Annotated in this window: 14 protein-coding genes; 8 read left to right on the top strand and 6 right to left on the bottom strand. The window is 72.8% G+C overall.

What is annotated here, in order from left to right; genetic code table 11:
• Positions 1-9 precede the first annotated feature (9 nt).
• Complete coding sequence (gene rpmF, locus AC1DXK_RS12290; RefSeq protein WP_003601373.1) at positions 10-198, bottom strand: 50S ribosomal protein L32; 189 nt, start codon at positions 196-198, stop codon at positions 10-12.
• A 225-nt stretch (positions 199-423) separates the two neighbouring features.
• On the opposite strand from rpmF, the gene AC1DXK_RS12285 reads away from it, so the two are divergent.
• Complete coding sequence (locus AC1DXK_RS12285) at positions 424-783, top strand: helix-hairpin-helix domain-containing protein (protein WP_457105825.1); 360 nt, start codon at positions 424-426, stop codon at positions 781-783.
• An 18-nt stretch (positions 784-801) separates the two neighbouring features.
• Here the strand turns inward: AC1DXK_RS12285 and AC1DXK_RS12280 are convergent, their stop codons facing one another.
• Together AC1DXK_RS12280 and AC1DXK_RS12275 are read right to left on the bottom strand one after the other, a co-directional pair.
• A complete protein-coding gene (locus AC1DXK_RS12280; protein WP_457105824.1) occupies positions 802-1,488 on the bottom strand; it encodes a hypothetical protein in 687 nt (228 codons plus the stop codon).
• A complete protein-coding gene (locus AC1DXK_RS12275) occupies positions 1,485-1,775 on the bottom strand; it encodes a hypothetical protein (protein WP_457105823.1) in 291 nt (96 codons plus the stop codon). The genes AC1DXK_RS12280 and AC1DXK_RS12275 overlap by 4 nt, the downstream gene beginning before the upstream one ends.
• Before the next feature lie 141 nt (positions 1,776-1,916).
• Between AC1DXK_RS12275 and AC1DXK_RS12270 the strand changes: the two genes are divergently transcribed.
• Positions 1,917-4,796, top strand: a complete 2,880-nt coding sequence (locus AC1DXK_RS12270; protein WP_457105822.1) for a phosphoenolpyruvate carboxylase — start codon at positions 1,917-1,919, stop codon at positions 4,794-4,796.
• Positions 4,797-4,900: 104 nt separating this feature from the next.
• The gene (locus AC1DXK_RS12265; protein ID WP_457105821.1) at positions 4,901-5,272 is read left to right on the top strand and encodes a thiol-disulfide oxidoreductase DCC family protein; all 372 of its coding nucleotides are present in this window, start codon (positions 4,901-4,903) and stop codon (positions 5,270-5,272) included.
• A gap of 100 nt (positions 5,273-5,372) precedes the next feature.
• On the opposite strand, the gene AC1DXK_RS12260 is transcribed toward AC1DXK_RS12265, so the two are convergent.
• Both AC1DXK_RS12260 and AC1DXK_RS12255 read right to left on the bottom strand, forming a co-directional pair.
• Positions 5,373-5,840, bottom strand: a complete 468-nt coding sequence (locus tag AC1DXK_RS12260) for an NfeD family protein (RefSeq protein ID WP_457105820.1) — start codon at positions 5,838-5,840, stop codon at positions 5,373-5,375.
• Between the two features lie 8 nt (positions 5,841-5,848).
• Complete coding sequence (locus tag AC1DXK_RS12255; RefSeq protein ID WP_477297884.1) at positions 5,849-6,829, bottom strand: SPFH domain-containing protein; 981 nt, start codon at positions 6,827-6,829, stop codon at positions 5,849-5,851.
• 210 nt (positions 6,830-7,039) lie between these two features.
• Between AC1DXK_RS12255 and AC1DXK_RS12250 the strand changes: the two genes are divergently transcribed.
• From AC1DXK_RS12250 to AC1DXK_RS12235, 4 genes are all read left to right on the top strand, one after another.
• The gene (locus tag AC1DXK_RS12250) at positions 7,040-7,165 is read left to right on the top strand and encodes a hypothetical protein (protein ID WP_457105818.1); all 126 of its coding nucleotides are present in this window, start codon (positions 7,040-7,042) and stop codon (positions 7,163-7,165) included.
• Positions 7,162-8,256 carry a glycosyltransferase family 4 protein gene (locus tag AC1DXK_RS12245; RefSeq protein ID WP_457105817.1) on the top strand — a complete coding sequence of 365 codons (1,095 nt, stop codon included), beginning with the start codon at positions 7,162-7,164 and terminating at the stop codon, positions 8,254-8,256. The genes AC1DXK_RS12250 and AC1DXK_RS12245 overlap by 4 nt, the downstream gene beginning before the upstream one ends.
• A 106-nt stretch (positions 8,257-8,362) precedes the next feature.
• Positions 8,363-9,457 carry a glycosyltransferase family 2 protein gene (locus AC1DXK_RS12240; RefSeq protein WP_457105816.1) on the top strand — a complete coding sequence of 365 codons (1,095 nt, stop codon included), beginning with the start codon at positions 8,363-8,365 and terminating at the stop codon, positions 9,455-9,457.
• On the top strand, positions 9,454-10,512 hold the full coding sequence (locus AC1DXK_RS12235) for a glycosyltransferase (RefSeq protein WP_457105815.1): 1,059 nt from the start codon (positions 9,454-9,456) through the stop codon (positions 10,510-10,512). Before AC1DXK_RS12240 ends, AC1DXK_RS12235 begins: the two co-directional genes overlap by 4 nt.
• Positions 10,513-10,570: 58 nt before the next feature.
• On the opposite strand, the gene AC1DXK_RS12230 is transcribed toward AC1DXK_RS12235, so the two are convergent.
• On the bottom strand, positions 10,571-10,753 hold the full coding sequence (locus AC1DXK_RS12230) for a hypothetical protein (protein WP_457105814.1): 183 nt from the start codon (positions 10,751-10,753) through the stop codon (positions 10,571-10,573).
• A 178-nt stretch (positions 10,754-10,931) separates the two neighbouring features.
• Here AC1DXK_RS12230 and AC1DXK_RS12225 point away from each other — a divergent pair, with 178 nt between their 5' ends.
• Positions 10,932-12,215, top strand: a complete 1,284-nt coding sequence (locus AC1DXK_RS12225) for an efflux RND transporter periplasmic adaptor subunit (RefSeq protein ID WP_457105813.1) — start codon at positions 10,932-10,934, stop codon at positions 12,213-12,215.
• Positions 12,216-12,218 lie beyond the last annotated feature (3 nt).

The raw sequence follows: 12,218 nt of genomic DNA, 5'->3' as shown, positions 1-12,218 counted from the left end.
TCGCGAAGCTCAGGCCTCTGCGGACTTCACCTTCAGGACCTGACGGCCGCGGTACATGCCGGTCTTGAGGTCGATATGGTGCGGACGGCGCAGCTCGCCCGAATCCTTGTCCTCGACGTAGGTCGGCGCCTTGAGGGCGTCGGCCGAGCGGCGCATGCCGCGGCGGGAGGGGGAAGTCTTTCGCTTCGGAACGGCCATGGCTGGATCCTTCGTGACGCCGCGGACAAAGCGGCGCGCGGGCGGCTCCTCGATCGAGGATCGCCTCGCACACCGCGGGATACGGATGAGGGCGGGCTTATAGCCTCGGCGCCGGCGCCTGGCTAGGGGTTCCGGGCCACAACCGTTAAGCGTGGGTTCAAGCGGCGCGGCGCAGATCTGACGCGACGGTACCGCTGAGCGGGCCGTGCCCCTCGGGAGAACGCCATGGCCTCCTCCACCAAGACACTCGCCCTCCTCGCCCTCCTGTCGAGCCTCGTCGGGGTACCGGCCCTGGCGCAGTCGCCCCAGGCGCCGACCACCGCAGCGCCGACGGCACCCATGAAGCCCGCGGCCCCGAGCGCGCCGGTCGCCGGCTCGCCGAACGCCGCCAAGGGCGTGCTCGTCGACCTCAACAGCGCCAGCGCCGAGGAACTCGACGCCCTGCCCGGCATCGGTGCGGCCCGCGCCGCCGCGATCATCAAGGGCCGCCCCTACCACGGCAAGGACGACCTGGTCTCCAAGAAGATCCTCTCAAAGGGCGTCTACGACGGCATCAAGGACAAGGTCATCGCCAAGCAGAAATAGGCGCAGAAACAGGCGCGCCTATTCGGCGATCGCCCCCTGCGGCATGGAAAAGCCCGAAGGCGTCTTCTGGGCCGCGGCCTTCGGGGCCGCGTGCCGGGGGGGCGCCTTCTTGCGAGCCTCGGCCTTGGGAGCCTTGACGGCAGGCGGGCTTTCGCAGGCGCGGAAGGAGAGCTGCGCCAGGGGCGTCCCCTCCTCGGTGACGATCGCGATCGGATCGGGGAAGGTCGGCAGCGCCGGCTGCCAGCGAATCGATCCGCCCAACATCGCCTCGATGGCCGACGCCGCGCTGCCGCGCCGCAGCGTGGTGAAGTCCGGTCCGTAGGCGGTCGCGACCTTGCCGGCGATCACGACCTGGAGAACCTCGTTCACCTCGGGCGTCAGCGGCCTGAGCGGGTTCGTCGTCCGGACCTGCCCGGCCCGGGTGATCAGCATCTTGAACCCTTTGCCGTTCTCGAAGCGGGCCGCCGATGTCCCGCAGGGCTGTGCGAGGGGCGGGCCGGCTGCCGGCGTGGGCGTTGGCGCCTGAGCGGCGGGCGGCTCCGAGGTGGGCGCCGGAGCCGGTGTGGCCTGGGCGGGAGCGGCCTGGGCGGGAGCGGCCGGCGCAGGCGGATTGCCGGCGGGAGCCGCCGGAACGGCCTGCCCCATCGACAGGCACAGGGGGGCGGCCAGCAGCAGCCGGCCTGCTCCGCATGCGAAAGGCCTCATTGGCCGGCTCCCGGCAGGTCTCGACGGCGGGGCTCGCCGCGCTCAGTTCGGTCGAGCGCCCGGATCGGTTCCAATTCAATCGCTTCCAGATCGAGAACGCGTGGATCGAGAACCTGGGCGCTGCGGTCGATCGGACTCCTGCGGGGTCCGATGGATCCGATGAGCAGATTCTCATCCTCATGGTCGAGTTCGGCGCCCATGCGCAGGGGCTCGCGCCGGCCGCGGGCCGCCATCGCGGCGACGGCGACGAGGGCGACGGCGAAGACCAGGATAGCCAGGATGATCAACAGGCGCTCCATGAGGAGGCAAGCTCTAACCCGCGCGTGGGGCCGCCGCCACCCCGTCGAGTCCCCGATCGCGCGCGGAACGCTCCTTGCGTGGCTCGCCCGACCGGGTAGATGCGGGCAGACCGGAGCCGGGACCGACCGATGCAGCATGAGCCGAGCCGCGAGCCCGAGGAACTGGAGGCGCACCTCCTCGGACTGATCGAGGCCGCCCGGGATCAGGCCCGGGAGGACCCGTTCCGCAACCCCGTCCTGGCGGTGACCCTCGCGATCACCCGCCGGTTCGACCGGAACGAGATCGCGACGGGCGACCTGGAAGCCCTGTTCGTGCGCCTGCGCGCCGCCGCCCTGGCGGCCCGGGCAGAGCGGCTGCGGGCCTATGTGGGTCTCGACGGCGGCTCGGAGGATCCCCAGGCGGCGATCCCCGCCCGCCTCGTGGCCGCCGTCCCGGACCGGCCCGACAGCCTTGAGGCCTTCGCGGCCCTGATCCACCGCACCGCCTTCGCGGTGGTGTTCACCGCCCATCCGACCTTCGGCATGCCGAGGGCCGTCGCCGGCCTCCTCGCCGAGGCCGCGAGCCTGCCCGATCCCGGCGCCCGTGCCGGCTTGATCGCCCGCGCTGCGGCCCTGTCCACGCGACCGGACGCGCCGATCACCCTGGATGTCGAGTTCGAGCAGGCCTGCGCAGCGGCCAATAACGGCCGTCTCGCCCTGGACGCCTTCAACGGCGCCGTTCTCGACGCCGCCCGCGCCCGCTGGCCGGAAGGCTGGACGGAGCTGACGCCCCGCCCGTTCGCCATCGCCAGCTGGGTCGGCTGCGACACGGACGGGCGCACCGATATCGGCTGGTGGGACACCCTGCGCTACCGCCTGATCTCGAAGCGCATGCAATTCGACCGGGTGATGCGCGACCTGCCCGAGATCGCCGCCTGCCGCGAGGTCCGGTCCCTGGCCGAGAACGCCCTGGCAGCGGTGAACCGCCAGCTCGCGGTGGCGCCGCGCCTGGGCGACAAGCCGTCCCTCGAAGCGGTCCACCGCTTCGCCTTGGCGCTCATCATCGAGCGCGAGCGTGCCCAGACCGATGCGGGCGCCCTCGTGGCCGGGCTGACGACCGCCCTGGACTCCGCCGACGACGCGGCGGACAAGCGGCGGATCGCCGTCCTGCGCGCGGGCGTCGCGACCCACGGCCTGTCGAACGCCCTGCCGCATTTCCGGCTGAACGCCAGCCAGATCCACAACGCGGTCCGCCGGGTGATCGACCTGGAGGGCGAGCCCGCCGACGCGGCCCGGCGCCGCTCGCATCTCGCGACCATCCACGCCCTGCTCAACGACGTCCGCCCGGTCGCCGTCGATTTCGGGGCGCTGGCGGCCGAGCGGGCCTCCGCCGCCCGCCTGATGATGACGATCGCCCAGATCCTCAAGCACGTGGACGGCACCCATCCGGTGCGCTTCCTGATCGCCGAGACCGAGACCGGCTACACCCTGCTCGCCGCCCTCTGGCTGGCCCGCCACTACGGCATCGCCGACAAGCTGGAGATCACGCCGCTGTTCGAGACGGCGAGCGCACTCGAGCAGGGCATCCGGGTGCTCGACGACGCCCTGCGCAACCCGCACTGGCGCCAATACCTCAAGCGCATCGGCCGGCTCACCGTGCAGTTCGGCTACTCGGATTCCGGTCGCTACGTCGGCCAGCTGGCGGCGACCTTCTGGATCGAGCGGCTGCGGCTGCGGATCACCGAGATGCTGGTCCAGAACGGCCTCTCCGACGTCGAGCTGGCGATCTTCGACACCCACGGCGAGTCGATCGGGCGCGGCGCGCATCCGACCTCCCTGCGCGACCGCCTCGCCTACCTCGCCCCCGAGGATGCGCGGGACCGCGCCCGGAAGGCCGGCATCCGGGTCCGCCTCGAATCGAGCTTCCAGGGTACCGACGGCTACCTGCTCTACGGCACCGAGGCGCTGGCGGCGGCGAGCGTCGCCCGGATCGCCGAGCACGTCTACGCGCTGGACGTCACCGAGGAGGACACCTTCTCGGACTATGCCCTCAACGACCATCCGAAGGGGTCGGCACCCAAGGACGATCCGATCTATTCCGAGCCGGATTTCGCCCTCGAATTCTTCACCGCGGCCCGCCAGGACATGGAGGCGCTGGTCGACGATCCGGGCTACGCCGCCCTGCTCGGCACCTTCGGCCCGAGCCTGATCGACCGCACYGGCTCCCGTCCCGTGGCGCGCCAGTCCGACAATGGCGGCCCGGCCCGGATCACCCATCCGCGCCAGATGCGGGCGATCCCCAACAACGCGATCCTGCACCAGCTCGGCTTCCTGGCGAATTCGCTCCACGGGATCGGCCGGGCCGCCCAGCGCGGCCCGGACCTGTTCCGGGACATGCGCCGCGATTCGGTGCGGTTCTCCCGGGCCTTCCGGCTGGTGCAGCACGCGGCCTCCGTAGGCGACCTCGACGTCCTGCGCGCCTACATCGACACCCTCGATCCGGCCGTGTGGCTGGAGCGGGCGCGGCGCACGCAGAAGGATTTCCGCCGGGACGAGCTGGTGGTGATCTCCGGTGCCCTCGAGCGCCTCGATCTCGCCCCCGCCCTCCGCAACCTGTTCGGACGGCTGACCCGCGACTGGCTCGCCCTGCGAGCGGCCGCCCCCGACCTCCCGGCCATGTCGGCGCGGCTGACCCTGCTCCACGCGCTGCGGCTGGCCCTGATCCACCGGATCTGGTTCCTGGCGGTGCACATCCCGGGATTCCGGCCGCAGGCGGGCATCTCCCGCGAGCAGCTGCTGGAGCGCGTCCTGCGCCTCGACATCGACGGCTGCCTGACGCTCCTCGACGCGATCTTCCCGATCACGCCGGATCCGACGCTCGGCCTAAACTTCGGCGAGCCCGCGGGGCCGCGGGATGTCGGCACCTACGAGGCGGAGCACGCCAACCTGTTCCAGCCGATCCGCCGGATGTTCGATCAGGTCCGCGAAATCTCCGGTATGATCCAGCACGAGGTCGGGGCGTTCGGCTGACGGGGCCTTTGCCCTCGGCGGCGCTCGCAAGGCCGGCTCGGTACCGAGGGGAGCGGCCCGCGGCGGCCTGTCGGGCGCGCGGGCGCCGGCCTATATCGCCCGTCATGGAACAGGTCGTCGTGTGGTTCGATGGGGGTTGCCCGCTCTGCCGGCGGGAGATCGCGCTCATGCGCCGGCTGGATCGGCGCGGCGCGATCACCTTTATCGACGTCGCGGAAAATGCGGGCGCCTGTCCCGCGTCGCGGGCGGACATGCTGGCGCGTTTCCACGCGCGGGAAGGCGGGCGCGTGCTGACCGGTGCCGCGGCCTTCGCGGCGATGTGGCGTGCGATCCCGGTCCTGCGCCCGCTCGGTCTCCTCGCGCGGTCCGGCATGGTCCTGAGCCTGCTCGAGCGGCTCTACGGCCTGTTCCTCCGCGTCCGACCCCGGCTGCAGCGGCTGGTCCGGCGGTTCGACCAGCGGCGGGTGCGGACCTGATCCCGATCTCCGAGGGGAGACACGGCCTTTTTCGAGGCGGCCCGGGATTGCGATCCCCGGCTGATACCGGGCGGCCGGCCCGCGCAACGCCCCTTCGCGGTCAGGGACGACCGCCCGCCGCCTCGACCCGCAGGATCGTTCCCGTCATGCCCGTCACCCGCACCCGGCAGCCCGCCGGAAGATCCGGCCCGGCGACCCGCCAGAGCGTATCGTCGAAGTGGATCCGGCCCGCACCCTGCACGATCGGCTCTTCGAGGAAGCCCTCGCGCCCGATCAGGCCGCGGTCGGCGCGGTTCAGGCCGGACCCCGCTCGTCCGGCGCCGCGCCGCTGCAGACGGGTGGCGACCCCGACCAGGACGACGGCCAACGCCGCGAACAGCAGGGTCTGAGCCTGCCAGGGCATGGGCAGCGCTGCGGCGGCGAGACCGGTCGCGAGCGCCGCGAGGCCGAGCCAGATCAGGAACACGCCCGGCACGAGGATCTCGGTCCCCGCCAGCACGAGCCCGGCGACGACCCAGCTCCAGGCTGGGCCGAGCGCCGCGACCGCGTCGGCGACGGATGTGAGCATGGCCCGCGTCAGGCCCGCGGCGGGGCGACGTTGGGCGGGGTCCCGGTGCGCCGGGGCGCCGGGGCGCCATCACCGAACACCGAGCGGGTCAGTTCTCCGATGCCACCGAGCGTCCCCGCCAGCGCCGCCGCCTCGATCGGTACAACGACGACCCGCTGGTTGGGCGCCGTGGCGATCGCCCGCACGGCGTCGACGTACTTCTCCGCGACGAGGAAATTCGCGGCCGCGATGTCGCCCTCGGCGATCGCCCGGCTGACCATGCCGGTCGCGGCCGCCTCCGCCTCGGCGGAGCGCTCCCGCGCCTCCGCGTCGCGGAACGCGGCCTCGCGCCGACCCTCGGCCTCCAAGATGRCCGACTGCTTGCGCCCTTCGGCCCGCAGGATCTCGGCGGCGCGCTGACCCTCGGCCTCCAGGATCGAGGCACGCTTCTCGCGCTCGGCCTTCATCTGGCGGGCCATGGCCCCGGCAAGGTCGGCCGGGAGAACGATGTCCTTGATCTCGATGCGGTTGATCTTCACGCCCCAGGGCGAAGCCGCCGCGTCCATCACCCGCAGCAGACGCTCGTTGATCTCGTCGCGATGGGCCAGCAGCTGGTCGAGGTCCATCGAGCCGACCACGGTGCGAATATTCGTCATGGTCAGGGTCGTGGCGGCGAGGTCGAGGTTCGTGACCTCGTAGGAGGCCCGCGCCGCGTCGAGCACTTGGTAGAACACCACCGCATCGATGGTGACGCCGGCATTGTCGCGGGTGAACGCCTGCTGGCTCGGAACGTCGATCACCTGCTCCATCACGTTGACCCGCCGGCCGACGCGCTCGATGAACGGCGTGATCAGCCCGAGACCAGCCTCCAGGCTGCGTGCGTAGCGTCCGAAGCGCTCCACCGTGTAGACGTAGCCCTGCGGGACGATCTTCACGCCTGCCGCCAGGGTGACGATCGCCAGCGCCGCGACACCCACCGCGAACACGCTGAGCCCGACCGGAAGCCCCATCGCGCCCTCTCCCCCTTCACTCGCCGCATCGCGTCCGGCGGGCGACGCGCAGGCAGCTTAACAGGTCGATGCAGGCTCCGCGACACGGGCGGAATCCGGCCCCGCGCCGTCCGGAGGGTGAACGGCCCACCACCGGTCTCGATCATCATTGGTTCAGGCCGCCGCGCCTAAACAGCCGGCAAGCGCCGCGTTTGTCGTCGCACCAGCCCCGTGAACGCAACGCTTGTTGAAGAAACAATCGGCATGATCGCCGCCACCCTCGCTGCGGAAATAAGTCCTTTCGCGTCGCTGTGGGCGGCAGAAATCCCCATTCAACCGGATTCGGTGCGCGCGTGAAGATCGCAGTCCTCGCACATCTGAAGTACCCGATCGGCCAGCCCTATGCCGGCGGCTTGGAGATGCACACGCACCTCCTCACCGTCGCGCTCAGGCGGCACGGGCACGATGTCACGCTGTTCGCCAGCCGCGGATCGGACCCGGCGCTCGATCCGGTGATGCTCTGCGATCCCACCGGGGACGCGCTCCTCGATCCGGAACTCGAGGACGCGATCGACCGGGCGGAACACGACGCCTACCGGCGCATGATGGAGATGGTCGCGGCCGGCGGCTTCGACCTCGTCCATAACAATTCCCTGCACGCGCTGCCGCTGCGCGAGAGCGCCCAGCTGGGCCTGCCCTGGATCACGGTGCTGCACACGCCGCCCTTCGAATCGCTCGTCGGCGGCATCGTGCAGGCCGATCCGGACATGGCGTTCCTCGCGGTCTCGCCGTCTCTGGCCCAGGAATGGGCGCATCTGGTGCCCGGCGCGCAGGTGGTCGACAATGGGGTCGACCTCTCCACCTTCGCATTCTCGGAGGCTGCCGACGCGCCGCCCTTCGCCTTCTGGTCAGGGCGGATCGTGCCCGAGAAGGGGCTGCACCTCGCCATCGACGCCGCCCGCGCCGCCGGGCTGCCGCTGACCTTTGCCGGGCCGAAGCTCAACCCGGGCTACTGGGCCGCCGAGATCGCCCCGCGGCTCGGGCCGGACCTCACGCATCTCGGCCACCTCTCGCACCGGGACCTCGCCCATCATCTCGGCCGGGCTCGGGTGGCGATCGTCTCGCCGCGCTGGGAAGAGCCCTTCGGCCTCGTCGTGGCGGAGGCGCTGGCCTGCGGCACGCCGGTGGCCGCCTTCCGGCGGGGCGCCATGCCCGACATCCTCGACGCGTCCTGCGGCCGGCTCGCCCGTCCGGACGATCCCCAGGACCTGTCCGTGGCGATCCGGGAGGCCGCCGGCCTCTCGCGCCGGGCCTGCCGGGACCGGGCCGAGGCGCTCTATGACGCCACCGCCATGACCGGGCGCTACCTCGAAGCCTACGATGCGGTGATCGCGCGCTGTGCCGAGCGGGCACGGCCCGCGCTGCGCGTCGCGGGAGGACGGGGCTGAGCGGCGTGGAGCCCGCGCCACCGGCCATGCATGCACCCGAGCCCGGAGCCTGGCGAGCGACGCGCCGCACCTCCGCGGCCCGTGACGGTGCCACGGGAGACCTGACATGACCCCAGACGCCGACCATCCGGTCCCGCTGCCCTGCGTCGTCTGCATCCCCGCCCGGAACGAAGCCGAGCGCCTGCCCCGCCTGCTGGCGTCCCTGGCCGCCCAGAACGGCGTCTCGGCGCGCGCCCCCCTGCGGGTCGTGGTGCTCGCCAACAATTGCACGGACGGGACCGTCCCGGCGGTCCGGGATGTCGAAGCCTCCGGGATCCTGGCGACGCTCGCGCTCCGGGTGATCGACGTCGCCCTCGGCGAAGCGGACGCCCATGTCGGGACCGCCCGGCGCATGGCGCTCGAGGCCGGTGCCGACTGGCTCGACGCCGACGGACAGCCCGACGGATTTCTCCTGACCACCGACGCGGATGCCCGCCTGCCGGCCGATTGGGTGGCGGCGAACCTGCGGGCGCTGGAATGCGCCGACGTGGTCGGCGGCCGGCTCGTGATCGACGACGACGGGTCCGGGGATCCAGACCTCACGGCCCTGCACGCGCGCATCGAACGCTACTGGTCCGGCGTCCGGCGCCTGGAGGACCTCCTCGACCCGCCGCCGTACGACCCCGCCCCCCGCCACGGCGATCATACCGGCGCGAGCCTGGCCGTACCGGCCGCCCTGTACCGGGCGGTCGGCGGGCTCCCGGCGCTGCCCTGCGGCGAGGACAACGCCCTGGTCGGGCTTCTGCGGTCGAACGGCGCGCGCCTGCGCCACTGCCCGGACGTGCAGGTGCTGGTCTCGTCCCGCCATCAGGGCCGGGTCTCGGGCGGGATGGCCACCGAGATGGTGCGCCGCGCCCGCGTCCTCGACGGCGAGGCCTACCTGCTGCCCGAGGCCGCCCACTGGCAGGCGCTGATCCTGCGCCGGGCCACGTTGCGCCGGGCCTTCCACCTGGAACCGGAGGCCCGCGCCGCGGCCTGCGCACGGCTCGGACTCGACGCGGAGGATCTCGCATCCTTCGGCGCCTGCCCCAACGACATCGCCTTCGTGGAGCGGGCGGACCGGATCCTCGAGGCGCGTGCCGCGCCGGCGCGGGAATGCCCCCTCGACCGGGCGATCGCCGATCTCGACGCCCTCGCCCTCTCCGTGCGGGACGCGGCGTGACCCGCGGGATCGGCTGGTATGTCCACCACCAGGGCGCCGGCCATCTCCAGCGCGCCCGAGCCGTGGCGGCGGCCCTGCCCCGCCCCTGCACGATCCTCGGCACGCTCGCGGGTTTCGACACCACCGGGCTCGACGTCGTCGACCTGCCCGACGACCGCCCCCTTGACCGCCCCCTCGGCGGCGGCGCGGCCTTCGACGGCCGCGACGGCGAGGCCGAGCGGCCGGAGGCGCTGCACTACGCCCCCCTGAACCATCCCGGCCTCCGCGCCCGGATGGCGCGCATCGCCGCCTGGGCGGAGCGGACGGACCCGGCCCTCCTCGTGGTCGACGTCTCGGTGGAGGTGGCCCTCCTGGCGCGCCTCCTGTCGGTCCCGACGCTGGTGGTGCGGCTCGCCGGAACCCGGACCGACCAGCCCCATCTCGAAGCCTTCCGGAGCGCGACGCGGCTTCTCGCGCCCTTCCCCGCGGCCCTCGACGGCGCGGGCGTGCCGGACTGGGTCCGGGCCAAGACGCTCTACGCCGGCTTCCTCGGCGGGCCGGCCCAGGTGGCGACCGAGGCGCGCCGGGACATCGTGGTGGTGTTCGGCCGCGGCGGCGCGGGGGGCCATTTCGAGGACCTCGCCGCGGCGGCGCGGGCCGTGCCCGACCGGCCCTGGCACGTGCTCGGTCCGGTCTCGGGCTCCGGCGAGACGCCCGGCAACCTGCACCTGCACGGCTGGGTCCCGGACGTCGAGACGCGGGTCGCGGGGGCGGCCCTGCTGGTCGGCGGCGGCGGCGACGGCGTGGTCGCTCTCGCCGCCGCGCAGGCGAAGCGCTTCCTCTGCCTGCCCGAGGAGCGGGCCTATGGCGAGCAGACCGAGAAGGCCGCGGCCCTGGCGCGGCTCGGGGCCGCAATCGTGCATCCGGGCTGGCCCGCGGCCGCAGCCTGGCCCGGCCTGATCCGGGACGGCCTCGCCCTCGATCCGTCGGCGATCGCAGCCCTCCACGATCCGGACGCGGTGCGCGCCTGTGCGGCCGCGATCGAGACCCTTGTTCAGGGCTTCGGGCCGACCTGAAAAAGGCGCCCGTCAGGAACGGGCGCCCGGTCGTCTCAGCACGGGGCGGAGCGGTGCCTCAGGAGATCAGGTCGAGCTTCGCCGCCTCGATCCCGTCGGCCCGGATCGCATCCGGCAGGGCCGAGAAGTCGCGGTATCCGGCCTCGCGCGCCATAGCGTCGAGGGCGGTCTGCTCATCATTGGCCGCACCGGTCCAGAGCACGGCGCCGCTCTTCTTCTGCTTGATCTGAAAGATGCTCATCGATTCCTCCCCGGTCGCGCAAAGACCTTCGATTCAATAACGTTGCCATTCGCGCCTGGTTGCAGGTTGAAAGAACAGGACAGCCGCTCCCCGGCCGCCGCTTCGAACCTGCGGCGCGGGGGCCGGCGACGGCATCGCCGGATGGCGCTATGCTGATGGGCGTCCAGGATTGCCCGTCATGAAAACGCCGACCTGCCCAGTCAGGGATAAGCGATACCAATCCAGCGCCGACTGCGAGGCCTCTCCCGTGAACTCCCTCCGTTGGCGCGCGTCCCGCCTCAGTCTCCTGTGCGGGCTCGCAATCCTCGCCGCGGCGCCGGCCCGGGCCGTCGAAACCGCAGCCGTTCCCGACGCCGCTGCCATCGCGCCGGCGGTCACCGTCGTGCCGGCCGAGAGTCGCGAGATCGTCGAGCGGGCCGTCGTCACCGGCACGCTGGTCCCGCGGGACGAGATCCTGGTCTCCCCCGAGGTCGAGGGCCTGCGCATCACCGACCTGTTCGTCGAGGAGGGCGACCGCGTCGCCAAGGGTCAGGTGCTGGCGAAGCTGTCGCTGGAGATGATCGCCACGCAGGAGGCGTCGAACGCCGCGGCGGTCGCCCGCGCCGAAGCCGCGATCGTCCAGGCCCGGAGCCAGATCGTCCAGGCGGAAGCCGCCAACGTCGAGGCCAAGCAGTCCCTGGAACGCGCCCAGGCGCTGGCCAAGACCGGCAACGCCACCGCGGCCGTGCTGGAGCAACGGGTTTCTGCGGCGCAGGGCGCGGAAGGTCGGCTCGCCGCCGCCAGGGGCGGCCTGCAATCCGCCCAGGCCGACCTCGCCACGGCGCGCGCCGCGGGCTCCGAGATCGCCCTCCGGCGCGCCCGTACCGACATCCGGGCGCCCGAAGCCGGCATCGTCAACCGGCGGACCGCCCGGATCGGCGCCACCGCCACCGCGGCGGGCGAGCCGCTGTTCCGGCTGATCGCCCGGGGTGAGATCGAACTGGAGGGCGAGGTGCCCGAGACGTCCCTCGCCCGCATCCAGGTCGGCAACCCGGCGAGCCTCGACCTCGATGACGGACGGCGCATCGGCGGGAAGGTCCGCCGGGTCTATCCGGAGGTGGACCGGGCGACACGGCTCGGCAAGGTCCGCATCCGGCTCGGCGACGATCCGGCCCTGCGGATCGGCGCCTTCGCCCGCGGCAACGTCGAGGTCGCGCGCCGCACGGGCATCGCGGTGCCGGTTTCCAGCCTGCTCTACGCGGCCGACGGCCGCGCCAGCGTCCTCGTGGTGAAGGACGGGCGCGTCGAGGCCCGGCCCGTGACGACGGGCCTCTCCGCGGAGGGCGTCACGGAACTGCGCTCCGGCGTCGCCGCCGGCGAGAACGTGGTGGCCCGCGCCGGCAGCTTCCTGCGCGACGGCGACCGGGTGCGGGCGGTGCCCTCGCCCGCGAGCACCCCCATGGCCGACGCGGCCCCGCGGTAGGAC

This window comes from Methylobacterium sp. P3_A11 (genome assembly GCF_056403155.1).
Note: the sequence above shows the minus strand (reverse complement) of the source record. Positions and strands in the feature narration are given on the sequence as shown.

Excerpts from the sequence above, each read along its gene's own strand:
- AC1DXK_RS12265 (WP_457105821.1), top strand. The coding sequence starts at position 4,901 with ATGGAACAGGTCGTCGTGTGGTTCGATGGGGGTTGCCCGCTCTGCCGG.
- AC1DXK_RS12285 (WP_457105825.1), top strand. The coding sequence starts at position 424 with ATGGCCTCCTCCACCAAGACACTCGCCCTCCTCGCCCTCCTGTCGAGC.
- AC1DXK_RS12230 (WP_457105814.1), bottom strand. The coding sequence starts at position 10,753 with ATGAGCATCTTTCAGATCAAGCAGAAGAAGAGCGGCGCCGTGCTCTGG.
- AC1DXK_RS12240 (WP_457105816.1), top strand. The coding sequence starts at position 8,363 with ATGACCCCAGACGCCGACCATCCGGTCCCGCTGCCCTGCGTCGTCTGC.
- AC1DXK_RS12280 (WP_457105824.1), bottom strand. The coding sequence starts at position 1,488 with ATGAGGCCTTTCGCATGCGGAGCAGGCCGGCTGCTGCTGGCCGCCCCC.
- rpmF (WP_003601373.1), bottom strand. The coding sequence starts at position 198 with ATGGCCGTTCCGAAGCGAAAGACTTCCCCCTCCCGCCGCGGCATGCGC.
- AC1DXK_RS12225 (WP_457105813.1), top strand. The coding sequence starts at position 10,932 with ATGAAAACGCCGACCTGCCCAGTCAGGGATAAGCGATACCAATCCAGC.
- AC1DXK_RS12260 (WP_457105820.1), bottom strand. The coding sequence starts at position 5,840 with ATGCTCACATCCGTCGCCGACGCGGTCGCGGCGCTCGGCCCAGCCTGG.